We start from the raw sequence: 26,958 nt of genomic DNA, 5'->3' as shown, positions 1-26,958 counted from the left end.
CCACTGCGCGTGGCGGCGCGTCATTTCTTTGTCCAAAGCGACAAAGAAACGAAGCAAAGAAAACGCTTTCAAAACGCGGGCTCATAAGTTGACCTAGCGTGCAGTTTTTGCGTTTTTGGCACCCCAAAAGCACGGTGCTCGCCAGAGCCACCGATGTTTGAACCCCTCCTTCTCGCGAATCCTGACACGAACACGCTTCGCCCCGTACGCTCTCGGGCAAGCACCATTGCCAAGGAAACCCGCACGGCCTCACGCGTATTTACGGCTCCAGGTCTTCATCGGTTAGCTGCTTCGTCGGCATGATTGGCCCGGTTATTTTTTGACGTTAGGGCCTCATCTATCCGAACGCCTTGTTTCGAGGCGGGTTGGCGACGTGGTTCGACGTGCGTACAAATTCGGAAGATGGTTTTTCGCGGATAGCGCGGGGTGCACCTGTGGCAGGTTCAGTCACTGGTGGCGAAGCGTGTGGGTATCGGTGTTCGGAGAAGGAGGGTTTCACACATCCGTCGCTCTTGCGAGCACCGTGCTTTTGGGGTGCCAAAAACGTAGAAAGTGCACGCTAGGTCAACTTACGTGCCCTCGTTTTGAAAGCGCTTTCTTTGCTTCGTTTCTTTGTCGCTTTGGACAAAGAAATGACGCGCCGCCACGCGCAGTGGCTAATAGTGATAAAGAAAATAGCTCACTCACGCAGACCGCCAAGCCAAGCAGCAGCAACCCGGCATAGACCCCGACCGCTAACGCAGGAACCTGGCAACCCGGCACTGACCCCGACCGCTAACGCAGGAACCTGGCAACCCGGCATAGACCCCGACCGCTAACGCAAGAACCTGGCAACCCAACCCCAACCCCTGACCGCTAACCCCCAAACACCCGCCCAACACCCCCCAAAACCCATCCACCGGTGCGAACAAAAAACCAAGCCCAAAACTAAGTGCAAATCCCGATGATTGCGCTGCATCATTGGCGCGACAATAGGGCCTGCGCGCTTGTTGCACCGCAGGTCTGCATCATCATTGTGCAGCACGCAAGAAATGCAACAGCGTCGCAGCAAAATCGCAACGGCAACGGCGCACTTACCCAACACAAACACCGCCAGCAAAATCACGGGGAATGCGCCAAAAGCGCACCGAGCTGAAGCTGAAACAAAGGCTCAAACAAAGCACGGAAGGGGACATGATTCTCGGCGATACGATTCTGGAAACCCGCGGCCTGACAAAAGAGTTCAAGGGCTTCACCGCCGTCAACGGCGTGAACCTGCGCGTGCGTCGCGGCTCCATCCACGCATTGATCGGCCCCAACGGCGCGGGTAAAACGACCTGCTTCAACCTGCTCACCAAGTTCCTGGAACCCACCGCAGGACAAATCGTTTTCAACGGCATCGACATCACCGGCGAACGTCCCGCGCAAATCGCCCGTCGTGGTGTCATCCGTTCGTTCCAGATTTCTGCTGTATTCCCGCATCTGACAGTGATGCAGAACGTGCGCATCGGCTTGCAACGCTCGCTTGGCACATCGTTCAAGTTCTGGAAAAGCGAACGGGTTCTCCATGAACTCGATGATCGCGCCATGGACCTGCTCACTCAGGTCGGCTTGACCGATTTCGCCGATACCACGACGGTCGAACTTTCCTACGGCCGCAAGCGCGCGCTCGAAATAGCCACCACGCTTTCGATGGAACCCGAACTCATGCTCCTCGATGAACCCACGCAAGGCATGGGTCATGAAGACGTCGACCGTGTGACTGCACTGATCAAGAAAGTATCGGCGGGACGGACCATCCTGATGGTTGAACACAACATGAACGTGATCGCAGGGATCTCCGATACCATCACCGTCCTGCAACGCGGCGAAGTGCTCGCCGAAGGCAGCTATGCAGAGGTATCGAAGAATGCGCTGGTGATGGAAGCCTACATGGGCAGCGCTGACGCATCACTCGCGGGAGCGCATGCATGAGCACGATCGTGGAAGAGCGCCGCGCGGAACAGTTGCGCGAGGCGTCGACTCGGGAGCCGGCGCTCGAGCTCATTGGTGCACAAGCGTGGTACGGTGAATCGCACATTCTTCATGGCGTGGACCTGACGGTGCATCGAGGCGAAGTGGTCACGCTGCTCGGACGCAACGGAGCCGGCCGCACGACCACGCTGCGCGCGATCATGGGTCTTACCGGGCGTCGCACGGGGTCGATTCGTATTGGCGGACATGAAACCATCGGCATGTCGACTCACAAGATCGCGCACTACGGCGTGGGATATTGCCCGGAAGAACGCGGCATCTTTTCAAGTCTCTCGTGCGAAGAGAACCTGATGCTGCCACCGCTCGTAGGTGACGCGAAAGACGCCATGTCGATCGATGAAATCTATTCGATGTTCCCCAATCTGAAGGAACGCCGCAGCAGCCAGGGCACGCGTTTGTCGGGCGGCGAACAACAGATGCTGGCTGTCGCGCGCATCTTGCGCACCGGCGCGAATCTGCTGCTGCTCGATGAAATTTCGGAAGGGCTCGCGCCTGTCATCGTGCAGACGCTTGCGCGAATGATCATCATGCTGAAGGCGCGTGGCTACACCATCGTGATGGTCGAACAGAATTTTCGTTTTGCCGCGCCGCTTGCCGATCGCTTCTATGTCATGGAGCACGGGAAGATCGTCGAGCATTTCAATTCCAGCGAACTCGAAACGAAAATGCCGGTGCTGCACGAGCTGCTCGGGGTTTGAGAACGTTCAACGCAAGTTCAACGCATCAACATGCGGCTCACCGCAAGAACAACAACTCAACGGAGACTGTAATGAAGAAGAAGACCCTCGCGCGCCTGTCGGGACTCTGCCTCGCGGTTGCCGCGGCCACAGCTTCGCTCGTGGCCGGCAATGTCCAGGCAGCCCCTGGTGACACGGTGAAGATCGGCTATATCACCGACCTGTCCGGCCTGTACGCGGACATCGACGGGCCGGGCGGCCTCGAGGCCATCCGTATGGCAATCGCGGATTTCGGCGGCAAGGTGAACGGCAAGCCGATCGAACTCGTCTACGCGGATCATCAAAACAAGGCGGACATCGCAGCATCGCGGGCGCGTGAATGGATTGACCGCGACGGCGTGAACGTGATCATCGGGGGCACGAATTCGGCAACCGCGCTGTCGACGAACCAGGTCGCCGGCGAGAAGAAGATCCCGTACATCAACATTGGTGCAGGCGCGGACAATCTGACCAACGAGCAGTGCACGCCGTACACGGTCCACTACGCGTACGACACCATGGCGCTCGCCAAGGGCACGGGGTCGGCCGTGACGAAGCAGGGCGGCAAGACGTGGTTCTTCCTGACAGCCGACTACGCATTCGGCAAGGCGCTGGAAAAGAACACGTCGGACGTGGTGAAGGCGAATGGCGGCCAAGTGCTCGGCGCGGTGCGCCATCCGTTGTCGGCCTCTGACTTCTCATCGTTCCTGTTGCAGGCGCAATCGTCGAAAGCGCAGGTGCTGGGTCTGGCGAATGCCGGCGGCGACACGATCAACTCGATCAAGGCCGCGAAGGAATTCGGCATCTCGAAGACGATGAAGCTTGCCGCGCTGCTGATCTTCCTTACCGATATCCACAGCCTGGGTCTTGAAACCACGCAAGGCCTGGTTGCAACCGATAGCTGGTACTGGAACAAGGACGCAACCACGCGCGCCTGGGCGCAGCGTTACTTCGCCAAGATGAAGAAGATGCCGACGAGTCTTCACGCAGCCGATTACTCCGCGGTCACCACTTATTTGAAGGCGGTGCAAGCGGCCGGCTCGACGGATAGCGACAAGGTCATGGACCAGTTGCACAAGATGAAGATCAACGACTTCTACGCGCAGAACGGCTACATCCGTGCAGATGGAAGCATGATCCACGACATGTACCTGATGCAGGTGAAGACGCCGGCGGAATCGAAGGAACCTTGGGATTACTACAAGATCACGGCGACCATCCCGGGCGACCAGGCCTTCGGCACCAAGGCGGAGTCGCGCTGCGCGTTGTGGAAGTAAGCGGCCGGTTTATAGCGGCACTGCGGATTCACGTGTAGCGCCGAGGGTTTGAATCGTCGCGACACGTTTGCGCATGATCGATCGACGCATGACGCCTCGCTCATCTTGAGCCGGGTGGCATGCGTCGAAACTACTCTGACGGCAGATTCAATGGAAATTTTCGGCATTCCGCTCGCGGCGATGATGAGCCAGTTGCTGCTCGGGCTGGTGAACGGATCGTTCTACGCCATCCTGAGCCTTGGCCTCGCGGTGATTTTCGGCCTGCTCAATGTGATCAACTTCGCCCACGGCGCGTTGTTCATGCTGGGCGCGATGCTCACTTGGATGGGTTTTTCATATTTCAATGTGCCGTACTGGGCCATGCTCGTGCTCGCGCCTTTGGTGGTGGGCGTGTTCGGCATCATCATCGAACGGACGATGCTGCGCTGGCTCTATAAGCTCGATCATCTGTATGGCCTGCTGCTGACGTTCGGTTTGACCCTGGTGATCGAAGGCGTGTTCCGCGCGATCTACGGGTCATCGGGCCAGCCCTACGACGTCCCCGAGCTGCTGTCGGGCGCCACGAATCTTGGCTTCATGTATCTGCCGAATTATCGGGCGTGGGTGGTGCTGGCATCGCTGGTCGTGTGTTTTGCAACGTGGTTCGTGATCGAGAAAACGCGGCTCGGTGCGTATCTTCGCGCAGGCACCGAGAACCCGAAGATGGTCGAGGCGTTCGGCGTCAACGTGCCATTGATGGTCACGCTCACTTACGGTTTCGGCGTGGCGCTCGCGGCATTCGCGGGCGTGCTTGCCGCGCCGGTGATCCAGGTGTCGCCGCTGATGGGACAGTCGATGATCATCACCGTGTTCGCGGTGGTCGTGATCGGCGGAATGGGGTCGATCATGGGATCGATCCTGACCGGGCTGGGGCTTGGCGTGATTGAAGGCCTGACGCGTGTGTTCTATCCGGAAGCGTCCGCGACGGTCGTGTTCGTGATCATGGCGCTGGTGCTGCTCGTGCGCCCGGCAGGACTTTTCGGCAAGGAAAAATGATGGTTAGGAGAGTGCTCTACGGCGTGTTTTTAGCCGGCCTGATCGCGGCGCCGTTCCTCGGCGTGTACCCCGTGTTCATGATGAAAGTGCTGTGTTTCGCGCTATTGGCGGCAGCCTTCAATTTGTTGATCGGCTATACGGGACTGCTTTCGTTCGGCCACGCGATGTTCCTCGCCAGCGCGGGTTATTCCGCCGGTTACGCTATCCAGACGCTCGGTTTTACGCCGGAGCTCGGCGTGCTTGCAGGCACAGCGATAGCGACATTACTGGGTCTCGTCGTCGGCCTGTTCGCGATCCGGCGCCAAGGCATCTACTTCGCGATGGTCACGCTGGCGCTCGCGCAGATGGTCTATTTCGTGTTCCTGCAGGCGCCGTTCACGCATGGCGAAGACGGTATGCAAGGCGTGCCGCGCGGCAAGCTGTTCGGCGCAATCAGCCTCAGTTCCGACCTGACGCTGTATTACGTCGTGCTGCTGGTGATGGTGCTGGCGTTTGGATTTATCGTGCGCGTGGTGCATTCGCCGTTCGGGCAAGTGCTGATCGCGATCAAGGAAAATGAGCCGCGCGCGATCTCGCTGGGTTACGACACGTCACGATTCAAGCTGCTGGCGTTTGTGTTGTCGGCGGGATTGGCGGGACTGGCCGGCGCGCTTCAAACGCTGGTGCTCGGCTTTGAAACGCTCGGCGATGCGTACTGGACCATGTCGGGCCTCGTCGTGCTGATGACCCTCGTGGGTGGAATGAGCACCATGTTCGGGCCTCTGCTCGGCGCATTCATCATTGTGGCGCTGGAAAATCGTCTCGGCGATATTGGCAGTGCGCTGTCTTCGCTCACGGGTATTGAGTGGTTCAACTCGCTCGGAGAGTCGGTGACGATCGTGACGGGCCTGATCTTCATTGCATGCGTGCTGCTGTTCCGGCGCGGTATTGTGGGGGAAATCGTCGCACGGGTGAGGCCGCTGCGCGGCTAGAACGACAGGAACGGAAGCTATGCAATTTAGTTGGCGATCCGAACTATATGCCGTGAGGAGCAGTGGTTTTCCCGCGGCATTTGACAGCACCTCGATAAACGAGCGCCCAATAAAGGTGCTAACGTGCACCACTAGGGTAAATGCTAGGTTGTCGGTATTCGTTGCGCAATCTAATATCCGTTTCAGTTCTGTTGCACCCGAATTTTGAGGTGGAGAACGAGGAGACAACGAGGCATCAAGTGCCCGACCGAAAGCGCTGTTGGATGATTCCAACAGCGCTTTTTATTTGTGCTCCGCGCTTTTGCTCACTCACGGATTTTCACATCCAGACCAATTTGTTCAACCGGGATTAAAGGGCCAGAAATGGCCTGCAAACGCCCGCGATTTACATTAACTTAATCATTTTCGTACGGGTTTTCCCGCGCATTTTTCAATGCGTGCCCTGGCGCGCATTCGTGCGTTCAAATTCCTTCAAATCGCTTGCTCCGCGCAGTTCTCGTCCGCTACACTCCGGATTCACCGACCGCGTGGTCGGGATATAAAAATCGTAAAATCGCGCCAGTGAAAAAAACACATTTACGGGGCATATCGATGAAGTTGGCTTTACGCTGGATCTCGACGGCGGCATTCGTCGCGAGCGTATCCGCAGTAGTCAGTACGCAGGCTTTTGCAGATGTAAAGATTGGCGTGACGTTATCGGCAACCGGCCCGGCTGCATCGCTGGGAATTCCGGAAAAGAACACCATTGCGTTGCTGCCGAAGGAGATCGCCGGGCAGAAGATGGACTACATCGTTCTCGACGATGCGACCGATTCCACCCAAGCGATCAAGAACGCGCGCAAGTTGACGAGTGAAGATCACGTCGACGCCCTGATCGGTTCCACGGTGGTGCCGAATTCACTGGCAATGATCGACGTGGCGTCCGAGACCTCCACACCCATGATCTCCATGGCTGCCGCGGCCACGATCGTCGAACCGATGGATGCCAAGCGCGCGTGGGTATTCAAGACGCCGCAGAACGACATCCTGATGGCGACCGCGATCGCGCAGCATATGTCGAATCATGGTGTGAAGTCGGTGGCGTTCATCGGTTTCAGCGATGCCTACGGCGAGAGCTGGCTCAAGGAATTCACCAAAGCGGCGGATCTCGCGAAGATCAAGGTGGTCGCTAACGAACGGTTCGCGCGCAACGATACATCGGTGACAGGGCAGGTTCTCAAGGCTATGTCGCAGAATCCCGATGCCGTGCTGATCGCGGGCGCGGGTACGCCGGCCGCATTGCCGCAAAAGACGCTGAAAGAGCGGGGCTACAAGGGCAAGATCTATCAGACGCATGGCGTGGCGAACAACGACTTCCTGCGCGTGTGCGGGAAGGATTGCGAAGGCACGTTCCTGCCGGCCGGGCCGTTGCTGGTGGCCGCGCAGTTGCCCGATTCGAATCCGGTGAAGAAGTCGGCGCTGACTTATAAGCAGGCTTATGAAAATGCGTACGGCGCGGGGTCCGTGTCCACGTTCGGCGGTCACGCATGGGACGCCGGCCTGTTGCTGCAACGGGCGATTCCGATCGCGTTGACGAAGGGGCAACCGGGTTCGCAGGCGTTTCGTGAAGCGTTGCGTGCTGCAATTGAAAGCACCAAGGATTTGCCCGGCTCGCACGGGATCTTCAACATGAGCGCGAACGATCACTCTGGACTCGATCAGCGGGCGCGCGTGATGGTGGAGATCGTCGGCGGGCAGTGGAAGCTCGCCAAAGACTGACGGGAATCCACAGGAATATATGAACCGACTAAAGGCGCGTTGCTTCGAACGCGCCTTTTTTTTGAAGTGTTATCGGATCGATGTTTTAGATGGGCTCGGCAGCGCAGGCTTCGTGCGGGCTTCGTAGTCAACGCTGAGGGAAAACGAGTCTAGGCACATGCAACGACCGAAAATAGATTGAGCGGCAATCAAGCCAGGACCGCGCAACACAGATTCATAACAACTCGCAGTAGCGTACAAGTCGTACGCGATGGCATAGCGTCTGGAGACGATGCAATGAAAAAGACTCACTCGTGGAAGTGGCAGGGACGGCTGACGAGCGCGGCGCTTGGCGTAACGCTCGCCTTCGGCGCCGGCGCGGCGTTCGCGCAGGTGAAGATTGGCGTGACGTTGTCGGCAACCGGGCCGGCGGCATCGCTTGGGATTCCCGAGAAAAATACGATCGCGTTATTGCCGAAGGAGATCGGCGGGAAGACGGTCGAGTACATCGTGCTCGACGACGGTTCCGACACCAGCCGCGCCGTGCAGAACACGCGCAAGCTGATCGATGAAGATCACGTCGACGCTATCGTGGGCTCGACCGTCACGCCGAACTCGCTTGCGATGCTCGACGCTGCAAGCCAGGGCAAGACGCCGATGATCTCGATGGCCGCATCCGCCGCAATCATCTCGCCGATGGACGCCAAGCGGTCGTGGGCGTTCAAGACGCCACAGAACGACAGCCTAATGGCCGACGCGATTGCCGAGTACATGGAGAAGCACGGCGTGAAGACGGTTGGCTTCATCGGCTTTGCGGATGCATACGGCGACGGCTGGTATAGCGTGTTCAACACCGCTGCGGCCGCGCACAACCTGAAGATTGTCGCGAACGAGCGTTTTGCCCGTACCGATACCTCGGTCACCGGTCAGGTGCTGAAGACCATGGGCGCAAATCCCGATGCCGTGTTGATCGCGGGTGCAGGAACGCCCTCGGCCTTGCCGGCCAAGGCGCTGAAGGAGCGCGGTTACAAGGGCAAGGTCTATCAGACGCACGGGGTCGCGAACAACGACTTCCTGCGCGTGTGCGGCAAGGATTGCGATGGCGAATTGCTGCCGGCGGGGCCGATCCTGGTCACGGATCAATTGCCGGACAGCAACCCGGTGAAGAAGTCGTCGCAGGCTTATAAAGCGGCCTATGAGAAGGCGTACGGCGTAGGGTCGGTATCGACGTTTGGCGGCCACGCCTGGGACGCCGGGCATATGCTGGAACAAGCCATTCCCGAAGCGCTCAAGACGGCTCAGCCGGGCACTGAAGCGTTTCGTGCGGCGCTGCGCACAGCGCTGGAGAACGTGAAGGACTTGCCGCTTGCGCATGGCGTGATGAACACGACGCCGACCGATCACAATGGCCTCGATAAGCGCGCCCGCGTGATGGTGCAGATTGTCGATGGCAAGTGGAAGCTGCAGAACGACTAGTTTGTGAGATGGACCGCGTTTGCGTTCCGGGGTATTAACCATGGCCTGAGGCTGCGTTTTTTCTCGCGGCACCAGGCCATGTTTCGATGGGCTGACCCGGCGGCCCCAGTTGCAGGACGCTCCTAAAGAGGCAGTATGGACTTATCGATTGCGGCGATTCTCGCGCAAGACGGCATCACCACGGGCGCGATCTACGCATTGCTCGCGCTCGCGCTGGTCCTCGTGTTTTCGGTGACGCGCGTCATCTTCATCCCGCAGGGCGAGTTCGTCGCGTACGGTGCGCTCACGTTGGCCGCGCTGCAAACGCAGAAGCTGCCGGCAACCTGCTGGCTGCTGATCGCCATGGGCGTGGGGTGCTTCGTCGCGGAGATCGCGAGTATCGCGCGGCATCCGTCGCGGTACAGGCGGATAGGGCGCACGCTCGCCGTGCTGGCGGGTAAATACCTGCTGTTCCCGGTGGCGGTCTATGGGCTGACGCAAAGCGTGCTGGCGCAGCCTCTACCGATGATCCTGCAAGTCGCGCTCGCGCTGCTGATCGTGATTCCGATGGGCCCGTTCGTCTACCGGTTGGCCTACGAGCCGATCGCTGAAGCCAGCACGCTGCTGCTGTTGATCGTGGCGGTCGCCGTGCATTTCGCGATGGTCGGCCTCGGCCTCGTGATGTTCGGCGCGGAAGGATCACGCACGACCGCGTTCTCCGATGCCACGTTCAACTTCGGCAATGTGTCCATCTCCGGGCAGAGTCTCTGGGTGGTCGGGACGGCTGTGGTGCTGATCGTTGCGCTGTATTTGTACTTCGACCGCACGATCTCCGGGAAGGCGCTGCGCGCGACCTCGGTGAACCGGCTTGGCGCGCGTCTGGTGGGCATCGGTACAACGCAGGCTGGACGGCTTGCCTTCACGCTCGCGGCGGGCCTGGGCGCGCTCTGCGGCGTCCTGGTGGCGCCAATCACGACCATCTACTACGACTCGGGCTTCCTGATCGGCCTGAAGGGGTTTGTGGGGGCGATCGTGGGCGGCTTGGTGAGTTATCCGCTGGCCGCCGCGGGTTCGCTGCTGGTCGGGCTGCTCGAATCGTATTCGTCGTTTTGGGCGAGCGCGTACAAAGAGGTGATCGTCTTCACGCTGATCATTCCGGTGCTGCTGTGGCGGAGTCTGGCGAGCCCGCATTCAGACGAAGACGAGGAGTGACGCGATGAAATTCGTCATGCGAAACAAGTTTTTCTGGGTATTCCTGCTGGTCGTGTTCGCGTTGCCGGTGCTGCCGAATCCGATCCGCACGCCCGAGTACTGGATCACGCTGCTGAACTACATCGGTTTGTATTCCATCGTCGCTATCGGTCTCGTGCTGCTGACGGGTATTGGCGGGATGACGAGCTTCGGGCAAGCGGCGTTCGTGGGCGTGGGCGCCTATTCAACGGCCTATCTCACGACGCAGTTCGGCGTGTCGCCGTGGCTTGCGTTGATCGTGGGCGTGGTGCTGACGGCGCTGATCGCGCTGCTGCTGGGGATGGTCACCATGCGGCTCTCCGGCCACTTCCTGCCGCTCGGGACGATCGCGTGGGGGCTGTCGCTGTTCTTCCTGTTCGGGAACCTTGAGTTCCTGGGGAAATACGACGGCATCAACGGCATTCCGGTGCTCAACCTGTTGGGATGGCATCTCGAATCCGGCCGGTCGATTTATTACCTGATCTGGGTCGTCGTGTTGCTCGCGGTCGTATCTGTTCAGAATCTGCTTAATAGTCGTCCTGGCCGGGCGATTCGCGCGCTGCGCGGCGGCGGCACGATGGCCGAAGCCATGGGCGTGAACACCGCGTGGATGCGGGTGGTGATCTTCGTCTATGCCGCCGTGCTGGCCGCTATTTCAGGCTTCCTGTACGCGCATTTGCAGCGCGCAGTGAATCCGACGCCGTTCGGTTTGAATCACGGCATCGAGTTCCTGTTCATGGCCGTGGTGGGAGGCGTGTCGCATGTGTGGGGTGCGGTTTTGGGTGCAACGATCCTCACCGTTCTGCAGGATTATCTGCAAACCTTGCTGCCGAAGCTGCTTGGCTCGAATGGCAACTTCGAGATCATCGTGTTCGGCGTGTTGATGGTGCTGCTGCTCCAATACGCACGGCAAGGGGTCTGGCCATTCGTCGCCCGGCTCTTTCCCGGCGGGTCGCGCGCCCATGCTCCTGAGCACGCTGAAGCGCTGCCGCAACGCCCAAAGCCTGTCATCGGTGAGCCCTTGCTGGTCGTCGATAAAGCGCGCAAGGAGTTCGGCGGTCTGGTCGCCGTCAACGACGTCAGTTTCCAGGTGAAAGCGGGCGAGATCATCGGATTGATTGGACCGAACGGCGCGGGAAAATCGACGACGTTTAACCTGGTCACGGGTGTGCTGCAAGCCACGAGCGGTGCGATCACTTTCCAGGGCGAACGTATCGATGCACTGACTTCACGTGAAATCGTCAAGCGCGGTATTGGGCGGACGTTCCAGCACGTACGGTTGTTATCGGGAATGACGGTGCTGGAGAACGTGGCGATCGGTGCGCACTTGCGGGGAAAGACGGGCGTCTGGCGCAGCGTCGCTCGGCTGAACGCAGCGGAAGAAGGGCGTTTGATGGCGGAGGCGGCGAAGCAGATCAAACGCGTCGGCCTGGAAAAGCATCTCTACGATGAAGCGGGCAGTCTGGCGCTGGGGCAACAACGGATTCTGGAAATTGCCCGCGCTCTTTGCTGCGATCCGACTTTGCTATTACTCGACGAGCCTGCTGCTGGTTTGCGCTATCAAGAGAAACTGCAACTCGCGGATTTGTTGCGACGCCTGAAGGGAGAGGGCATGAGCATTCTGCTGGTGGAACATGACATGGATTTCGTGATGAATCTCACCGACCGGCTGGTGGTGATGGAGTTTGGGACCCGCATCGCGGAAGGGTTGCCAGAGGATGTCCAGAAGAATCCGGCGGTGCTGGAAGCTTATCTAGGTGGAGTGGACTGATGGTCGATGCAATTCTTCAAGTCACTGGCTTGTCCGTTCGTTACGGCAAGGTCGAGGCGCTTCACGACGGCAAACTCACAGTCGGAGCGGGGCAGATCGTTTCGGTTATTGGGCCTAACGGCGCGGGCAAATCCACTTTGCTCAATGCCATCATGGGCGCGCTTCCTTCTACGGGTTTTGCGAAGGGAACGGTGCTCTATCGGGGCGAGGATGTTTCTACGCTGCCGATAGAGAAGCGTGTTTCACGTGGAATGTGTCTTGTGCCGGAAAAGCGTGAGCTGTTCGCGAGTATGACCGTGGAAGACAACCTGGTTTTGGGTGCTTATCGGCGAAAACGCGCTGGCGAGCGAAATTTCCTCGATCAACTTGATCACGTGTTCGACTTGTTTCCGCGTCTGAAGGAACGCAGGCAGCAAGCGGCGGGAACGTTGTCGGGTGGCGAACGGCAGATGTTGGCGGTTGGTCGTGCATTGATGGGTAAGCCCGATTTGCTGATGCTAGATGAACCGAGCCTCGGTCTCGCACCGTTAATCGTGAAGGAGATATTTCATATCATCAGCGCGTTGCGGCAAACGGGCGTTGCTACGCTGCTGATCGAGCAGAATGCCCGTGCTGCGCTGCAGATATCGGATTATGGCTACGTGCTGGAAACCGGTGAATTCGCGATGGAAGGGGTCGCTAGTGAACTGGCTCACGATCCGAAGGTTGTCGAGACGTACTTGGGGTTGGCAAAGAAAGTGGCATAACGGTCTTAGGTGGAGTGAATTCCCATGGCGTGTTTCACGTGAAACACGCCATTTTTTCGCGCTACGTTGTCGCTAACGGATTTCCTTGTCACCTTGGTAGATCCCAATGGCATGTTTCACGTGAAACATGCCATTTTTTTCGCGTTAGCCATTTGGCCTGGATCGTGACAAAAGCTAACCCGCTATAATTCTTCAATATCTCTTTTGAAGGTCCGCCACGTCGCGCGGGAACCCATGCTTTATCCAACTGAATTCGATGTGATCGTCGTCGGTGGCGGTCACGCTGGAACGGAAGCCGCTTTAGCCTCCGCTCGAACGGGCGCGGCCACGCTTTTGCTGACTCATAACATCGAAACACTCGGCCAAATGAGCTGCAATCCCTCGATCGGTGGGATTGGGAAAGGCCATTTGGTCAAGGAAATCGATGCGCTTGGCGGTGCAATGGCCGCGGCAACCGATGAAGCGGGCATCCAGTTTCGGATTCTGAACTCATCGAAAGGGCCAGCGGTCCGTGCCACACGGGCACAGGCGGATCGCGTTTTGTACAAGCAGGCGATCCGGCATCGGCTCGAAAATCAGCCCAACCTTTGGTTGTTCCAGCAGGCGGTGGACGATTTGATCGTCGAAGGCGACCGGGTTGTGGGCGCCGTGACCCAGGTTGGCGTGAAATTCCGCGCGAAAGCGGTCGTGTTGACGGCGGGGACCTTCCTCGACGGCAAGATTCACGTCGGTTTGAACAATTACACGGGCGGCAGGGCGGGTGATCCGGCTGCGGTGTCGTTGTCGGCTCGGCTTAAGGAGCTTCAACTTCCGCAGGGGCGGCTCAAAACCGGCACGCCGCCGCGTATTGATGGCCGCACCATCGATTATTCGAAGCTTGAAGAACAACCGGGTGATCTCGATCCGGTTCCCGTGTTCTCGTTCCTCGGCCGCGTTGAGCAGCATCCACGGCAAGTGCCTTGCTGGGTCACGCATACCAATGAGCGTACGCACGACATCATTCGCGCCGGCCTCGATCGCTCGCCGATGTACACAGGCGTTATCGAAGGCGTCGGACCGCGCTATTGCCCGTCGATTGAAGACAAAATTCACCGATTTGCGTCCAAGGATTCGCATCAAATTTTCCTGGAACCCGAAGGCCTGACGACGAACGAGTTCTACCCGAACGGCATTTCGACAAGCTTGCCGTTCGATGTTCAGCTCGAACTGGTTCGCTCCATGAAGGGATTGGAGCACGCTCATATCCTGCGGCCGGGCTACGCAATTGAATACGATTACTTCGATCCGCGTGCGCTGAAGGCTTCGTTGGAAACGAAAGCGATCGGTGGCCTGTTCTTCGCGGGGCAGATCAACGGCACAACTGGCTACGAGGAAGCCGCCGCGCAGGGGTTGCTGGCGGGTTTGAACGCGGCGCTGCAGGTGAGCGGCAAGGATGCGTGGTGCCCTCGTCGTGACGAAGCCTATTTGGGTGTTCTGGTAGATGATCTGGTCACACAAGGGGTGTCGGAACCGTACCGGATGTTCACGAGCCGTGCGGAGTATCGTCTTTCGTTGCGTGAAGACAATGCGGATATGCGCTTGACCGAAGCGGGCAGGGCGCTTGGTGTCGTGGATGACACGCGTTGGAACGTATTCAATGAAAAACGTGACGCTGTTTCACGTGAAACGCAGCGCCTAAAATCGACTTGGGTTAACCCTAAAACACTACCGACAGAAGAAGCCATTGCGCTGCTGGGCAAACCGATCGATCACGAATACAGCTTGGCGGATTTGCTGCGTCGACCCAGCATCACGTACGCGGATGTTTGTGCACTGCGGAACCACACTTCCGGCCCGGAAACTCCGTTGGCTCAAGATCCAGTCTTGCTCGGCCAGATTGAAGAGCAGATTGAGATCGCGGTGAAGTACCAAGGTTACATAGACCGGCAGGCAGGTGAGATCGAGCGCAATGGCACGCACGAGAATACGCGCTTGCCGGAAGCATTCGATTACGCAGAAGTGCGTGGCTTGTCGTTCGAGGCTCGCCAAAAACTGATCCAGCACCGCCCGGAAACGATCGGCCAGGCGTCGCGTATCTCGGGCATCACACCGGCCACCATCTCCTTGCTCATGGTGCACCTCAAGCGGGCCATGGGCCGGCGCGACGGCGCTACGGGTCAGACAAATAGCAGAGCCGGGCGTGGCAACGCTCGCTCCGTCTCGTGATGCAGCGTGAAGCCGGCGACGCCGGACTACAAAAGCTTCTAAACGAAGGGATCGAGCAACTCGGCATTGCCGTCACCGACGCGCAGCGCCAGAAGTTGCTCGATTACGTGGCTCTGCTGGGTAAGTGGAATGCGGTCTACAACCTGACCGCGATCCGCGATCCGCGCCAGATGCTGATCCAGCACATTCTTGACTCTCTCGCGATCATCCCGTTTATCACACGCCGTACCGGGCCTCAGTCCGCACTTGATGTCGGCTCCGGCGGCGGTTTGCCCGGGATCGTCATGGCGATCGTCCTGCCCGACTGGCAAGTCACGGTGAACGACATTGTTCACAAGAAAACGGCTTTCCAGTCCCAGGCAAAGTTGCAACTCGGATTGACCAATCTGTCGGTTGTAACAGGGCGTGTGGAGAATCTGCATGCAGGTGCAGAAGTCCCAGGTCTTTTCGATGTAATCGTCTCCCGCGCATTCGCAGAGCTCTCTGACTTCGTTACACTTGCGCGTCATCTCGTTGCAGGCAACGGCCGCATCTGGGCGATGAAAGGAATCAGGCCGGACGCCGAGATTGCTCGCCTTCCCGCCGACGCGAAAGTCTGCTGTATCGAACGTCTCCGCGTGCCCATGCTCGACGCCGAGCGCCACCTGATCGAAATTGAAATCGGAGCGGCCCCACATTGAACACTGCAGTCGACATCTCACGCGCACCTGAAATCCAGTCAGGAAAGAAGGGACACATCACGATGGCAAAAATCTTCTGCGTCGCGAACCAGAAGGGCGGCGTCGGAAAGACGACGACAGCAGTCAACCTCGCGGCGAGTCTGGCGGCGCTCGACCAGCGTGTCTTGCTGATCGACCTGGACCCGCAGGGCAACGCCACCATGGGAAGCGGCGTCGACAAAGCCGCGGTCGAGAACACGGTGTACGACGTGTTGGTCAACGGGGTGACGGTGCTCGAAGCGCGTACTCGTACGGACGCGGTCGGCTACGACGTCTTGCCGGCCAACCGCGAACTGGCGGGCGCAGAGGTGGAACTGGTCGGCGTGGAAAACCGCGAACGCGTATTGCGCAAGGCTTTGACTGAAGTCGAAACCGAATACGATTTCATCCTCATCGATTGCCCGCCGGCATTGTCGTTGCTTACGTTGAACGGTTTGTGCGCCGCCCACGGCGTGGTCATCCCCATGCAGTGCGAGTATTTCGCGCTCGAAGGTCTGTCCGATCTGGTCAACACGATCAAGCAGGTTCACGCGAATCTCAACCGTGACCTGAAGGTGATCGGATTGTTGCGCGTCATGTTCGATCCGCGCATTACGTTGCAGCAACAGGTATCGGATCAACTGAAACAGCATTTCGGCGACAAGCTCTTCGACGTCGTCATTCCCCGCAACGTCCGTCTGGCGGAAGCGCCCAGCTACGGTTTGCCGGGTGTCGTATTCGACCGGGCATCGCGTGGCGCGCAGGCGTATATCCAGTTCGGTACGGAAATGATCGAGCGCGTGCGCGCGCTTTAACGGACACAGCGTCAAGATGGCAGAACGAGGAAGCAAGATGAACGCAACGATGAAGAAGAAGGGCCTTGGGCGCGGTCTGGAAGCCCTTCTGGGCGGAAGCTCGGATATCACCGAGGCTGTGCGCAGCGAAGGCCTGCCGAGCGTTCTGCGCCTCGACGTCATGCAAGCCGGCAAGTATCAGCCGCGTACCCGAATGGACGAAGGCGCGCTGCAGGAACTGGCAGCCAGCATCCGTGCGCAAGGCGTGATGCAGCCAATCCTCGTGCGTTCGATTGGCGATGACCGCTACGAAATCATCGCTGGCGAGCGGCGTTTCCGTGCGGCCAAATTGGCTGGGCTGGAAGAAGTGCCGGTGCTGGTGAAGAACGTGCCGGATCAGGCCGCTGCGGCCATGGCGCTGATCGAAAACATCCAGCGTGAGGATCTGAATCCGCTGGAAGAAGCGCAGGGCATCCAGCGTTTGCTCGATGAATTCGATTTCACGCACGAACAGGCAGCCGAATCGGTCGGGCGCTCGCGTAGCGCCGTATCAAATTTGCTGCGCCTGCTGAACCTGGCTACGCCGGTTCAAACCATGCTGCTCGCGGGCGATCTCGACATGGGCCATGCCCGCGCGCTGCTCGCCGTCGATGCCGCCACGCAGATCCAGTTGGCCAACCAGGTGGTGAACAGGCGCATGTCGGTGCGTGAAACCGAGAAGCTGGTTTCATCGACGACGAAGGAAGCGCCTGCGACAAAAGCGCGCGCTGCGAACGATGGCGGCCGCGACACGCGCCGGCTCGAAGAGGAATTGTCCGACCTGCTGTCGGCGAACGTGAAGATCAAGATGGGCGGGCGAGGGCGCGGCAAGTTGCAGATTGATTTCGGCGATCTCGATGCGCTCGAAGGTATTTTGGGACGGTTGCGCACGGGCGCCGTCAATGGCAAAGCGACAACCCCGGACAACGCGTCCGCAGTGCAGGCATAAGCCGCGATGCAGTCGCCCGCGCAAGCGCAGCCCGCCCAACAGAGTCTGGTGTCCAAAGCCTGGGCGCTTGTCACCAAAGAACCCGTCCTGGCGATCCTGGTTGTCGCGCTCATCGCGCTGCAAGTCCTGCATCCCAAGCCGTGGGCGTCGCTGCCCGGGTTGATCGATTGGCAGACGGTGCTGACGCTTGCCGGCTTGCTGATGCTGACCAAGGCGGTGGAGCTGTCGGGCTTCCTCATGTGGATGGCGCACCGCGTTGTGCATCGGATTCACGGTGAACGCGGCCTCGCGTTTCTGCTGATCGGTCTCGCCGCAATACTCTCGACCTTGCTCACCAACGACGTCGCGCTGTTCGCCGTCGTGCCTTTGACTTTGTCGCTGCACAAACTCGCGCCGCTTCCTATCAAGCGGCTGGTGATCTTCATCGCGATCGCGGTGAATGCCGGGTCGATCCTGACGCCGCTAGGCAACCCTCAAAACCTGTTCCTCTGGCAGACGAGCGGCGTGTCTTTCGGCCGTTTCGTGTGGGCGTTGCTGCCGTTGTGCGCGGCGCTCATGGCGATGCTTTACGCGCTGGCCGCCGTGATGTTCCACAACAAGCCGCTCGATCTTTCCGGCGATACAGAATCTCATTCCGTCGATATCCCTCTTTGCACGGTAGCGGGCATTGCGTTCATCGCGTTCGTGGTTCTCGCCGACGCGCATTACGCCGGCATTGGTCTCGCCGCTGTCGCACTGGGTTTCCTGTTGTGGCGACGTCAGGTCGTGCTCAAGATCGACTGGTTGCTGTTGCTGATCTTCGTGCTGATGTTCATCGTGCTGCGCAGCGTGGCGGCGTTGCCTTCGGTGCATCACGCAATAGCAAGCCTCGGCCTCGATTCGCCACTCAAGGCTTATGCAGCCGGCGCCGTGTTATCGCAGGGAATCAGCAACGTTCCGGCAGCGATCATGCTCGCGGAGTTTTCGAAAGACTGGCGGGCGTTGGCGTTCGGCGTGAGCGTGGGTGGCTTCGGCATAGCGATCGGTTCGCTTGCAAATCTGATTGCCGTTCGGCTATCGGGTGAGCGCGGCATGTGGGGCCCGTTTCACCTCATCTCGATTCCATTCTGGATTGTCGCAGCGGCTGTCGGAGCCTGGCTCGTTTAATCAAAAGAAAATGGTGCGGCGCACGCGCTGCAATTCGTGTCCTGCTGAAAAGCGACGTGAAACCATCGCTCATCCCGCGTGAAACAAACTCGTTGTCCATACAAGCGAAATCTCCTTTCGGAGACGTATTTTTAAGGCTCGTCCGGTTGTTTTTTGATGGGCCTAAGCTATTGAATCTGTGACAACAATCGCTTACAATCCCCCGGATTTATCAGCTTGGCGACCCCGAAAGCGCAACGTAAGTATGTGGTTGAATCCAGCCATGAACGAGCGGTAAATGCGCAGGCTGTAACTGACTTTAGTGAGATGTGTGATGGCGGTGCGAGAGCAGGATCGAGCGCCGAAAGGCGGGCAAGATGGGCGCGAATTACGCCATGCCGCTGATTTGACCGGACACATGCCGTCCGGTTCAATGTCGAGCACTTCATCTTCTTCCGGTCAGTCACACCGCCCGTCGGATCATCCATTCGACGATTCGTGGGACGCTGAAGCGCAAGATAACAAGACTGTTCCGCTTACGCGGGCAGAGGCGGAGACGCTGTTTGGTCCCGGAGTGAGTCGTCCATCGCGTGTCACGCCGTTCAAGGTCGTGGCGGCGCAAATGGTTTTGTCCCTGTGTGCGACGTTGGCATGGTGGCTGTTCTACAGTCCACCGGGTGCCTCCGCGCCGAGCGCCGTAGCGCTATCGGCGTTCCTCGGGGGAGCGATTTGCTGGGTGCCAAGCGGATTGTTCGCAGCACGTCTGAAAGCGAAGAGCGGCGCTCAAACCGTCGCAAGCTGGGTGATCGGCGAAGCAATCAAGATGGGCGCGACCATCGCCATGTTCGCGGCGATCGCGTACGGTTTCAAAGGCGTACTGTGGGTGCCGTTGCTGGTGACGTACCTCATCGCGTTGAAGACGTACTGGATCGCGATGGCTTGGAAATAAGGCGCACGACAACAGCGTACCTCGCAGGCATGACGTGCCAGGTAAGTGACGGTCCAACGGTATCAGTGCAAATTAATACGTGCGGAGTGCTTCTCCTGCATGCGGGCTCGTGCCCTGCGAATCGCCCATCGAATGGCGACTCGAGGACCACACGGGCGGCGGAAGATTTTCGACAATTTGGGTGGCTTTAAAGTTATGGCAGCTAGCGAAGGAACGCACGCGATGGATCCGTCGGAGTACATCGCGCACCACTTGCAGAATCTTTCCACGTCGCCGCAGACGTCGATTTTTGACATCCACGTCTGGAATCTCGACACGTTGTTCTGGTCGATTCTTTGCGGCGTCGTCACCATCGTGATTCTCGGCCTCGCGGCCCGCAAAGCGACCTCCGGCGTGCCGGGCCGCTTCCAGTGCGCAATCGAGATGCTGGTCGAGATGGTGGAGGACCAGTCGAAGTCGATGGTCCACGGCAGCCGCCGTTTCATCGCCCCGCTCGCCCTTACGGTGTTCGTATGGGTCGCACTTATGAACTCGCTCGACTTCATCCCGGTTGATCTGCCTACGCGCGTGATCGGCTGGCTGGGTCTGTCGGAGACGTTCCCGCATATGCGCATTGTCCCGACGGCCGATCTAAACGGTACGCTCGGCATCGCTATCGGCGTGTTCGTGCTGATGATCTACTACAACTTCAAGATCAAGGGCGCAGGCGGTTTCGTTCACGAACTGCTGTCCGCTCCGTTCGGCGCGCATCCGCTGCTGTGGATCCCGAACCTTGCACTCAACATCATCGAGTTCGTCGCCAAGACGGTTTCCCTCGGCATGCGGCTGTTCGGCAACATGTACGCAGGCGAGCTGTTGTTCCTGCTGATCGCGTTGCTCGGCAGCATGTGGCACTTCGGCGCGGACGCCTCTGTGCTCGGCTTTTTGGGCCACGTGGTGGCAGGGACGGTTTGGGCGATCTTCCACATTCTGATCGTGCTGCTGCAGGCGTTTATTTTCATGATGCTGACGCTGGTGTATCTCGGCCAGGCGCATGACGCGCACTAAGACTCGCACTAAGCAGGGAAGGCTCACAGTAGTTCGGTAAAACGCTGCAGAACATTGCAGCGGCGAACCAAAAATCAGCAGAATCGCATCGAGTTTCAATTTTATAAATCTAAGTTCCAAAGTCTTTTTCACATAGGAGTAGTCATGAACGCTTTCATCGCCAACATCCAGGGTCTGACCGCCATCGGTATCGGCATCATCATCGGCCTGGGTGCAATCGGCGCCTGTATCGGTATCGGCCTGATGGGCGGCAAGTACATTGAAGCGTGCGCTCGCCAGCCGGAACTGATGAACCCGCTGCAAACCAAGATGTTCCTCTTGGCTGGTCTGATCGACGCGGCGTTCCTGATTGGCGTTGGTGTGGCAATGCTGTTTGCGTTCGCGAACCCGCTGCTGTCGAAGCTCGTCGCAGGCTGAGGTTCCTCGGAAGTGTGCGCTCGGGCTTTCACGCTACGGGCGCAGGACGGAACGTGCAACGGCGCTTAATCGATGCAAGCTTCGATCAGGCGCCTTGCCGTTTCACTCTCCGGATTAGCAACGTTTAAGGAAACACCGTGAATCTCAACGCAACCCTGTTTGCGCAAATGGTCGTGTTTCTGATCCTCGCGTGGTTCACGATGAAGTTCGTGTGGCCGCCGTTGATCAACGCCCTGGATGAGCGCTCGAAGAAGATCGCCGACGGCTTGTCAGCCGCCGAAAAGGGCAAGGCCGAACTCGAAGCCGCACATAAGCGCGTCGACCAGGAACTCGCGCAAGCCCGCAACGACGGCCAGCAGCGCATTGCGGATGCTGAAAAGCGCGCAGTCGCAGTCGCCGACGAAATCAAGGCTAACGCCCAGGCCGAAGCCGCGCGCATCATTGCGCAAGCGAAAGCCGACGCAGACCAGCAAGTCGTCAAAGCGCGCGAAGCATTGCGCGGCGAAGTCGCGGCATTGGCCGTGAAGGGCGCCGAGCAGATCCTGAAGCGCGAAGTCGATCAATCGGTTCACGCCGAGATGCTGAATCAACTCAAAACCGAGCTCTGATCATGGCCGAACTTGCAACCATCGCCCGACCGTACGCAGAAGCCGTATTCCGCGTGGCCGAAGCGGGTGAGCTCGCCGCCTGGTCTGACTTCGTCGAGGAGCTGGCTCAGGTTGCGCGTTTGCCTGAAGTGCTGTCCATCGCGACGAGCCCGAAAGTGAGCCGCGACCAGGTCAGCGACCTGTTGCTGGCGGCGGTGAAATCGCCGATCGCGAAGCAGCCGGAAGCCAAGAACCTGGTGCGGATGCTGGTGGACAACCACCGGCTGACGCTGATGCCTGAAATTGCCGTGCAGTTCGACGAGCTGAAGAATTCCCGTGAAGGTGCGGCTGATGCGCTAATTGTCAGCGCGTTCCCGCTGGAAGGCGCACAGTTGACCGACCTTATCGCGAATCTCGAACGCAAGTTCCACTGCAAGCTGAAACCTACTGTTGAAGTCGATAAGTCGCTGATTGGCGGTGTTCGCGTGACGGTAGGCGACGAAGTACTGGATACCTCGGTCCGCGCGCGCCTTGCCGGCATGCAGACGGCGCTGTCCGCCTGACGCGCTTTTGCGCCGGCGCGGTTAAGAATTGACTATCAGGAGTGACTAATGCAACTCAATCCCTCTGAGATCAGCGAGCTGATCAAGAGCCGGATCCAGGGTCTGGAAGCGAGCGCCGATGTTCGCAACCAAGGCACTGTGATTTCCGTGACCGACGGTATCGTGCGTATTCACGGTTTGTCGGACGTGATGCAGGGCGAAATGCTCGAATTCCCGGGCAACACCTTCGGCCTCGCGCTGAACCTCGAGCGCGATTCGGTTGGCGCCGTGATTTTGGGCGAATACGAACACATTTCGGAAGGCGACATCGTCAAGACGACGGGCCGCATTCTCGAAGTGCCGGTAGGTCCGGAACTGCTCGGCCGTGTGGTCGACGCACTGGGCGTGCCTATCGACGGTAAGGGTCCGGTCAACGCAAAGCTGACCGACGCTGTCGAAAAGATTGCACCGGGCGTGATCTGGCGCAAGGGCGTGTCGGAGCCGGTTCAAACGGGTCTGAAGTCCATCGACGCCATGGTGCCGGTTGGCCGTGGCCAGCGCGAGCTGATCATTGGCGACCGCCAGTGCGGCAAGACGGCTGTGGCCATTGACGCGATCATCAACCAGAAGGGCAAGAACCTCTTCTGTATTTATGTCGCGATCGGTCAGAAAGCTTCGTCGATCATGAACGTGGTGCGCAAGCTGGAAGAAAGCGGCGCGATGGAATACACGGTCGTGGTCGCGGCTTCGGCTTCGGAATCGGCTGCGATGCAATACCTCGCACCGTACGCCGGCTGCACGATGGGCGAATACTTCCGCGATCGCGGTCAAGACGCGCTGATCGTGTATGACGATTTGACCAAGCAAGCATGGGCGTATCGTCAGATTTCGCTGCTGCTGCGCCGTCCGCCGGGCCGCGAAGCGTATCCGGGCGACGTGTTCTATCTGCACTCGCGTTTGCTCGAACGTGCTGCTCGCGTGTCGGAAGACTACGTTGAGAAGTTCACGAACGGCGAAGTGAAAGGCAAGAGCGGTTCGCTGACGGCACTGCCGGTCATTGAAACGCAAGCCGGCGACGTGACCGCATTCGTTCCGACGAACGTGATCTCGATTACCGACGGCCAGATCTTCCTGGAAACCGACTTGTTCAACGCCGGTATCCGTCCTGCTATTAACGCAGGCGTGTCCGTGTCGCGAGTCGGCGGTGCAGCGCAGACCAAGGTCATCAAGAAGCTGTCCGGCGGTATTCGTACCGACTTGGCGCAGTATCGTGAATTGGCCGCGTTCTCGCAGTTCGCATCGGATCTGGACGAAGCGACGCGTAAGCAACTCGAGCGCGGTCGTCGCGTGACGGAATTGCTCAAGCAGCCGCAATATCAGCCGCTGCAGGTGTGGGAACTGGCGATCGCGCTGTTTGCCGCGAACAACGGTTACCTCGACGATCTCGAAGTGGCTCAGGTGCTGCCGTTTGAAAAGGGTCTTCGCGACTACTTGAAGACGAAGCAAACGGACTTGATCAATCGCATCGAACAGAACAAAGACTTGTCGAAGGACGACGAAGGCGCATTGCATGCCGCGCTGAAGGACTTCAAGAAGTCGGGCGCTTACTGATCCTCGTATTGGTCGAACTTTGAAGCGGCGCGGGCCGCTTTCGGAACCAATGAAGCATCCCGCGCCACTTCGATAGCTTTGCATGGGCCCCGAGTAAGCGCTTAAGCGCTAACTCGGACCGACAAAGGAGTAAGCAATGGCTGGAATGAAGGAAATTCGCGGCAAGATCAAGAGCGTGCAAAACACGCGCAAGATCACCAAGGCGATGGAAATGGTGGCTGCGTCGAAAATGCGCCGCGCGCAGGAGCGCATGCGCGCTGCTCGCCCGTATGCCGACAAGATCCGCGACGTCGCGGCTCATATGAGCGCTGCCACGCCTGAGTATCGCCATCCGTTCATGGTTGAGAACAAGGGCGCGAAAGCGGCCGGCATGATCCTCGTCACGACCGATAAAGGTCTGTGCGGCGGCATGAACACGAACGTGCTGCGCGCGGCGCTCCTGAAGTTCAAGGAGCTCGAGCAGAAAGGCCAGACGATCGAAGCATCGGCGATCGGCAGCAAGGGTCTGGGCTTCCTGAACCGGCTGAAGGCCAAGACCGTGTCGCAAGTCACGCATCTGGGCGACACGCCGCATCTGGAAAAGCTGATCGGCGCGATCAAGGTTCAGCTCGATCTGTATTCGGAAGGCAAGATCAGTGCGGTTTATCTGGCGTTCACCCGCTTCGTCAACACGATGAAGCAGGAAGCCGTGATCGAACAATTGCTGCCTTTGTCGGCAAGCGATTTCGCGCGCCAGGACGGTCTGGATAAAAACAGCGAACCGGTTACGCCGAAGACTTCGTGGGATTACATCTACGAGCCGGATGCGCAGACGGTCGTCGACGAACTGCTCGTGCGTTATGTCGAAGCGCTCGTGTATCAGGCAGTGGCGGAAAACATGGCATCGGAGCAATCGGCTCGCATGGTCGCCATGAAGGCTGCTTCGGATAACGCGAAGACCGTGATCGGCGAATTGCAGCTCGTGTACAACAAGAGCCGGCAAGCATCGATTACGAAGGAATTGTCAGAAATCGTCGGTGGCGCTGCAGCGGTCGGTTGATCGTGAGCGTCGAATCGAACTGCGCCTGTCGCGCGAGTGAAGAATCAAGTATCTAAAGGAAATGCGATGAGTACTACTGCTTTGGTAGAAGGCAAGATCGTACAGTGCATCGGCGCGGTTATCGACGTGGAATTCCCGCGCGCCGACATGCCGAAAATCTACGACGCGCTCGTTTTGGAAGGCTCGGAACTGACGCTCGAAGTCCAGCAACAGCTGGGCGACGGCGTGGTCCGTACCATTTGCCTGGGTGCATCCGATGGATTGCGCCGCGGCACGGTGGTGAAGAACACCGGTAAGCCGATCAGCGTGCCGGTCGGCAAGCCGACGCTTGGCCGCATCATGGACGTGCTGGGTCGTCCGATCGACGAAGCTGGCCCGATCAACTCGGACGTGACGCGCGGGATTCACCAGAAAGCGCCGAAGTTCGAAGATCTGTCGCCGTCTACTGAACTGCTCGAAACCGGCATCAAGGTGATTGACTTGATCTGCCCGTTTGCGAAGGGCGGTAAGGTTGGTTTGTTCGGTGGCGCCGGTGTGGGCAAGACCGTGAACATGATGGAACTGATCAACAACATCGCCAAGGAACACGGTGGTTATTCCGTGTTCGCCGGTGTGGGCGAGCGTACCCGCGAAGGGAACGACTTCTATCATGAAATGAAGGATTCGAACGTTCTGGACAAGGTCGCGCTGGTGTACGGCCAGATGAACGAGCCGCCGGGCAACCGTCTGCGCGTGGCGCTGACCGGCCTGACGATGGCCGAGCATTTCCGCGACGAAGGTCTGGACGTGCTGTTCTTCGTGGACAACATCTACCGTTTCACGCTGGCTGGTACGGAAGTGTCGGCTCTCTTGGGACGTATGCCGTCGGCAGTGGGTTATCAGCCTACTCTCGCTGAAGAAATGGGCCGTCTGCAAGAACGGATCACGTCGACGAAAACCGGCTCGATCACCTCGGTGCAAGCCGTGTACGTTCCTGCCGATGACTTGACCGACCCGTCGCCGGCGACCACGTTCGGTCACTTGGACGCAACCGTCGTGTTGTCGCGTGATATCGCTTCGCTGGGTATTTATCCGGCTGTGGATCCGCTCGATTCGACCTCGCGCCAGATCGACCCGAACGTGATTGGCGAAGAGCACTACAACATCACGCGTGGCGTGCAGCAAACGCTGCAGCGCTACAAGGAATTGCGCGACATTATCGCGATTCTGGGCATGGACGAACTCGCGCCGGAAGACAAGCTCGCCGTGGCGCGCGCTCGTAAGATCCAGCGTTTCCTGTCGCAGCCGTTCCACGTCGCGGAAGTCTTCACGGGCTCGCCGGGCAAGTACGTGCCGCTGAAGGAAACCATCCGCGGCTTCAAGATGATCGTGGGCGGTGAGTGCGATCATCTGCCGGAGCAGGCGTTCTACATGGTCGGCACGATCGACGAAGCCTTCGAAAAGGCCAAGAAGATTCAGTAAAGCTGGCCGGGCGCGAGAATTGTAGAAAAACCGCGCCCTATTGGAGTCGATATGGCAACTATTCAAGTAGACGTCGTCAGCGCGGAAGAGCAGATCTTCTCGGGCCGGGCGAAGTTCGTCGCACTGCCGGGCGAAGCGGGTGAACTCGGCATTCTGCCGGGCCACACGCCGCTCATCACACGGATTCGTCCGGGTGCGGTGCGTATCGAAGCGGAGAACGGTGACGAAGAGTTCGTGTTCGTCGCGGGCGGAATTCTCGAGATTCAGCCGGGCGTGGTGACGGTTCTGGCCGATACCGCGATCCGTGGCCAGGATCTCGATGAAGCGAAGGCGCTGGAAGCGAAGAAGCACGCTGAGGAAGCGCTGCAGAACACGGGTTCGAACCTCGAGTACGCGACCGCGCAAGCGGAATTGGCGTACGCGACGGCTCAGATCGCGGCGATTCAGCGGCTGCGGAAACTGCGCGGAAATCACTAAGCGTTTCGCGAGTCTGGCGAGATGAAAAAGCAGCCTTCGGGCTGCTTTTTTTATTGACCTCAGAAAG

General features: G+C 58.9%; 24 protein-coding genes. All 24 read left to right on the top strand.

Features of this window, described 5'->3' with window-relative positions; all coding sequences use genetic code 11:
* Nucleotides 1-1,173: 1,173 nt before the first annotated feature.
* The gene (locus ACSOSP_RS13180) at nucleotides 1,174-1,953 is read left to right on the top strand and encodes an ABC transporter ATP-binding protein (RefSeq protein WP_031364218.1); all 780 of its coding nucleotides are present in this window, start codon (nucleotides 1,174-1,176) and stop codon (nucleotides 1,951-1,953) included.
* Nucleotides 1,950-2,711, top strand: a complete 762-nt coding sequence (locus tag ACSOSP_RS13175) for an ABC transporter ATP-binding protein (protein ID WP_455307269.1) — start codon at nucleotides 1,950-1,952, stop codon at nucleotides 2,709-2,711. The genes ACSOSP_RS13180 and ACSOSP_RS13175 overlap by 4 nt, the downstream gene beginning before the upstream one ends.
* Before the next feature lie 71 nt (nucleotides 2,712-2,782).
* Nucleotides 2,783-4,006: an ABC transporter substrate-binding protein gene (locus ACSOSP_RS13170; protein WP_455307267.1), complete on the top strand. Its 1,224-nt coding sequence runs from the start codon at nucleotides 2,783-2,785 to the stop codon at nucleotides 4,004-4,006.
* Nucleotides 4,007-4,156: 150 nt separating this feature from the next.
* Complete coding sequence (locus ACSOSP_RS13165) at nucleotides 4,157-5,041, top strand: branched-chain amino acid ABC transporter permease (protein ID WP_455307265.1); 885 nt, start codon at nucleotides 4,157-4,159, stop codon at nucleotides 5,039-5,041.
* On the top strand, nucleotides 5,041-6,012 hold the full coding sequence (locus tag ACSOSP_RS13160) for a branched-chain amino acid ABC transporter permease (RefSeq protein WP_455310949.1): 972 nt from the start codon (nucleotides 5,041-5,043) through the stop codon (nucleotides 6,010-6,012). The genes ACSOSP_RS13165 and ACSOSP_RS13160 overlap by 1 nt, the downstream gene beginning before the upstream one ends.
* Before the next feature lie 591 nt (nucleotides 6,013-6,603).
* Nucleotides 6,604-7,770, top strand: a complete 1,167-nt coding sequence (locus tag ACSOSP_RS13155; RefSeq protein ID WP_455307263.1) for an ABC transporter substrate-binding protein — start codon at nucleotides 6,604-6,606, stop codon at nucleotides 7,768-7,770.
* A gap of 276 nt (nucleotides 7,771-8,046) precedes the next feature.
* A complete protein-coding gene (locus ACSOSP_RS13150; protein ID WP_455307261.1) occupies nucleotides 8,047-9,225 on the top strand; it encodes an ABC transporter substrate-binding protein in 1,179 nt (392 codons plus the stop codon).
* Nucleotides 9,226-9,360: 135 nt separating this feature from the next.
* Nucleotides 9,361-10,416, top strand: a complete 1,056-nt coding sequence (locus ACSOSP_RS13145) for a branched-chain amino acid ABC transporter permease (protein ID WP_455307259.1) — start codon at nucleotides 9,361-9,363, stop codon at nucleotides 10,414-10,416.
* Between the two features lie 4 nt (nucleotides 10,417-10,420).
* Nucleotides 10,421-12,205, top strand: a complete 1,785-nt coding sequence (locus ACSOSP_RS13140; protein WP_455307257.1) for a branched-chain amino acid ABC transporter ATP-binding protein/permease — start codon at nucleotides 10,421-10,423, stop codon at nucleotides 12,203-12,205.
* A complete protein-coding gene (locus ACSOSP_RS13135; RefSeq protein ID WP_455307255.1) occupies nucleotides 12,205-12,951 on the top strand; it encodes an ABC transporter ATP-binding protein in 747 nt (248 codons plus the stop codon). The genes ACSOSP_RS13140 and ACSOSP_RS13135 overlap by 1 nt, the downstream gene beginning before the upstream one ends.
* Nucleotides 12,952-13,185: 234 nt before the next feature.
* Entirely contained in the window at nucleotides 13,186-15,156 is a 1,971-nt protein-coding gene (gene mnmG, locus ACSOSP_RS13130; RefSeq protein ID WP_455307253.1) for a tRNA uridine-5-carboxymethylaminomethyl(34) synthesis enzyme MnmG, read from the top strand.
* A complete protein-coding gene (rsmG, locus tag ACSOSP_RS13125; RefSeq protein WP_455310948.1) occupies nucleotides 15,156-15,836 on the top strand; it encodes a 16S rRNA (guanine(527)-N(7))-methyltransferase RsmG in 681 nt (226 codons plus the stop codon). Before mnmG ends, rsmG begins: the two co-directional genes overlap by 1 nt.
* Nucleotides 15,837-15,898: 62 nt before the next feature.
* Nucleotides 15,899-16,669 (top strand): ParA family protein, encoded by a 771-nt coding sequence (locus ACSOSP_RS13120; RefSeq protein ID WP_455310947.1) that lies wholly within the window; start codon nucleotides 15,899-15,901, stop codon nucleotides 16,667-16,669.
* 37 nt (nucleotides 16,670-16,706) lie between these two features.
* Nucleotides 16,707-17,636, top strand: a complete 930-nt coding sequence (locus ACSOSP_RS13115; protein ID WP_455307251.1) for a ParB/RepB/Spo0J family partition protein — start codon at nucleotides 16,707-16,709, stop codon at nucleotides 17,634-17,636.
* Between the two features lie 6 nt (nucleotides 17,637-17,642).
* Nucleotides 17,643-18,782 (top strand): SLC13 family permease, encoded by a 1,140-nt coding sequence (locus tag ACSOSP_RS13110; RefSeq protein WP_455307249.1) that lies wholly within the window; start codon nucleotides 17,643-17,645, stop codon nucleotides 18,780-18,782.
* A 313-nt stretch (nucleotides 18,783-19,095) separates the two neighbouring features.
* Nucleotides 19,096-19,710 carry an ATP synthase subunit I gene (locus tag ACSOSP_RS13105; RefSeq protein ID WP_455307247.1) on the top strand — a complete coding sequence of 205 codons (615 nt, stop codon included), beginning with the start codon at nucleotides 19,096-19,098 and terminating at the stop codon, nucleotides 19,708-19,710.
* A gap of 195 nt (nucleotides 19,711-19,905) precedes the next feature.
* Nucleotides 19,906-20,757, top strand: coding sequence for a F0F1 ATP synthase subunit A (gene atpB / locus ACSOSP_RS13100; RefSeq protein WP_455307245.1), 852 nt, complete (start codon nucleotides 19,906-19,908; stop codon nucleotides 20,755-20,757).
* Nucleotides 20,758-20,901: 144 nt separating this feature from the next.
* Nucleotides 20,902-21,174, top strand: a complete 273-nt coding sequence (atpE, locus tag ACSOSP_RS13095; protein ID WP_031364235.1) for a F0F1 ATP synthase subunit C — start codon at nucleotides 20,902-20,904, stop codon at nucleotides 21,172-21,174.
* Between the two features lie 137 nt (nucleotides 21,175-21,311).
* The gene (locus ACSOSP_RS13090) at nucleotides 21,312-21,782 is read left to right on the top strand and encodes a F0F1 ATP synthase subunit B (RefSeq protein WP_050382343.1); all 471 of its coding nucleotides are present in this window, start codon (nucleotides 21,312-21,314) and stop codon (nucleotides 21,780-21,782) included.
* 2 nt (nucleotides 21,783-21,784) lie between these two features.
* On the top strand, nucleotides 21,785-22,324 hold the full coding sequence (locus tag ACSOSP_RS13085) for a F0F1 ATP synthase subunit delta (RefSeq protein ID WP_455307243.1): 540 nt from the start codon (nucleotides 21,785-21,787) through the stop codon (nucleotides 22,322-22,324).
* Between the two features lie 48 nt (nucleotides 22,325-22,372).
* A complete protein-coding gene (gene atpA, locus ACSOSP_RS13080) occupies nucleotides 22,373-23,914 on the top strand; it encodes a F0F1 ATP synthase subunit alpha (RefSeq protein ID WP_455307241.1) in 1,542 nt (513 codons plus the stop codon).
* A 136-nt stretch (nucleotides 23,915-24,050) separates the two neighbouring features.
* Nucleotides 24,051-24,953 (top strand): F0F1 ATP synthase subunit gamma, encoded by a 903-nt coding sequence (atpG, locus tag ACSOSP_RS13075; RefSeq protein WP_455307239.1) that lies wholly within the window; start codon nucleotides 24,051-24,053, stop codon nucleotides 24,951-24,953.
* 66 nt (nucleotides 24,954-25,019) lie between these two features.
* Nucleotides 25,020-26,414 (top strand): F0F1 ATP synthase subunit beta, encoded by a 1,395-nt coding sequence (gene atpD / locus ACSOSP_RS13070; RefSeq protein WP_455307237.1) that lies wholly within the window; start codon nucleotides 25,020-25,022, stop codon nucleotides 26,412-26,414.
* 51 nt (nucleotides 26,415-26,465) lie between these two features.
* Nucleotides 26,466-26,891: a F0F1 ATP synthase subunit epsilon gene (locus ACSOSP_RS13065; RefSeq protein WP_455307235.1), complete on the top strand. Its 426-nt coding sequence runs from the start codon at nucleotides 26,466-26,468 to the stop codon at nucleotides 26,889-26,891.
* Nucleotides 26,892-26,958: the final 67 nt, after the last annotated feature.

Source organism: Caballeronia sp. KNU42, assembly GCF_053760385.1.
This window is presented reverse-complemented; position numbering and strand designations above follow the sequence as displayed.

Excerpts from the sequence above, each read along its gene's own strand:
- ACSOSP_RS13180 (WP_031364218.1), top strand. The coding sequence starts at position 1,174 with ATGATTCTCGGCGATACGATTCTGGAAACCCGCGGCCTGACAAAAGAG.
- ACSOSP_RS13175 (WP_455307269.1), top strand. The coding sequence starts at position 1,950 with ATGAGCACGATCGTGGAAGAGCGCCGCGCGGAACAGTTGCGCGAGGCG.
- ACSOSP_RS13170 (WP_455307267.1), top strand. The coding sequence starts at position 2,783 with ATGAAGAAGAAGACCCTCGCGCGCCTGTCGGGACTCTGCCTCGCGGTT.
- ACSOSP_RS13165 (WP_455307265.1), top strand. The coding sequence starts at position 4,157 with ATGGAAATTTTCGGCATTCCGCTCGCGGCGATGATGAGCCAGTTGCTG.
- ACSOSP_RS13160 (WP_455310949.1), top strand. The coding sequence starts at position 5,041 with ATGGTTAGGAGAGTGCTCTACGGCGTGTTTTTAGCCGGCCTGATCGCG.
- ACSOSP_RS13155 (WP_455307263.1), top strand. The coding sequence starts at position 6,604 with ATGAAGTTGGCTTTACGCTGGATCTCGACGGCGGCATTCGTCGCGAGC.
- ACSOSP_RS13150 (WP_455307261.1), top strand. The coding sequence starts at position 8,047 with ATGAAAAAGACTCACTCGTGGAAGTGGCAGGGACGGCTGACGAGCGCG.
- ACSOSP_RS13145 (WP_455307259.1), top strand. The coding sequence starts at position 9,361 with ATGGACTTATCGATTGCGGCGATTCTCGCGCAAGACGGCATCACCACG.
- ACSOSP_RS13140 (WP_455307257.1), top strand. The coding sequence starts at position 10,421 with ATGAAATTCGTCATGCGAAACAAGTTTTTCTGGGTATTCCTGCTGGTC.
- ACSOSP_RS13135 (WP_455307255.1), top strand. The coding sequence starts at position 12,205 with ATGGTCGATGCAATTCTTCAAGTCACTGGCTTGTCCGTTCGTTACGGC.
- mnmG (WP_455307253.1), top strand. The coding sequence starts at position 13,186 with ATGCTTTATCCAACTGAATTCGATGTGATCGTCGTCGGTGGCGGTCAC.
- rsmG (WP_455310948.1), top strand. The coding sequence starts at position 15,156 with ATGCAGCGTGAAGCCGGCGACGCCGGACTACAAAAGCTTCTAAACGAA.
- ACSOSP_RS13120 (WP_455310947.1), top strand. The coding sequence starts at position 15,899 with ATGGCAAAAATCTTCTGCGTCGCGAACCAGAAGGGCGGCGTCGGAAAG.
- ACSOSP_RS13115 (WP_455307251.1), top strand. The coding sequence starts at position 16,707 with ATGAACGCAACGATGAAGAAGAAGGGCCTTGGGCGCGGTCTGGAAGCC.
- ACSOSP_RS13110 (WP_455307249.1), top strand. The coding sequence starts at position 17,643 with ATGCAGTCGCCCGCGCAAGCGCAGCCCGCCCAACAGAGTCTGGTGTCC.
- ACSOSP_RS13105 (WP_455307247.1), top strand. The coding sequence starts at position 19,096 with ATGGCGGTGCGAGAGCAGGATCGAGCGCCGAAAGGCGGGCAAGATGGG.
- atpB (WP_455307245.1), top strand. The coding sequence starts at position 19,906 with ATGGCAGCTAGCGAAGGAACGCACGCGATGGATCCGTCGGAGTACATC.
- atpE (WP_031364235.1), top strand. The coding sequence starts at position 20,902 with ATGAACGCTTTCATCGCCAACATCCAGGGTCTGACCGCCATCGGTATC.
- ACSOSP_RS13085 (WP_455307243.1), top strand. The coding sequence starts at position 21,785 with ATGGCCGAACTTGCAACCATCGCCCGACCGTACGCAGAAGCCGTATTC.
- atpA (WP_455307241.1), top strand. The coding sequence starts at position 22,373 with ATGCAACTCAATCCCTCTGAGATCAGCGAGCTGATCAAGAGCCGGATC.
- atpG (WP_455307239.1), top strand. The coding sequence starts at position 24,051 with ATGGCTGGAATGAAGGAAATTCGCGGCAAGATCAAGAGCGTGCAAAAC.
- atpD (WP_455307237.1), top strand. The coding sequence starts at position 25,020 with ATGAGTACTACTGCTTTGGTAGAAGGCAAGATCGTACAGTGCATCGGC.
- ACSOSP_RS13065 (WP_455307235.1), top strand. The coding sequence starts at position 26,466 with ATGGCAACTATTCAAGTAGACGTCGTCAGCGCGGAAGAGCAGATCTTC.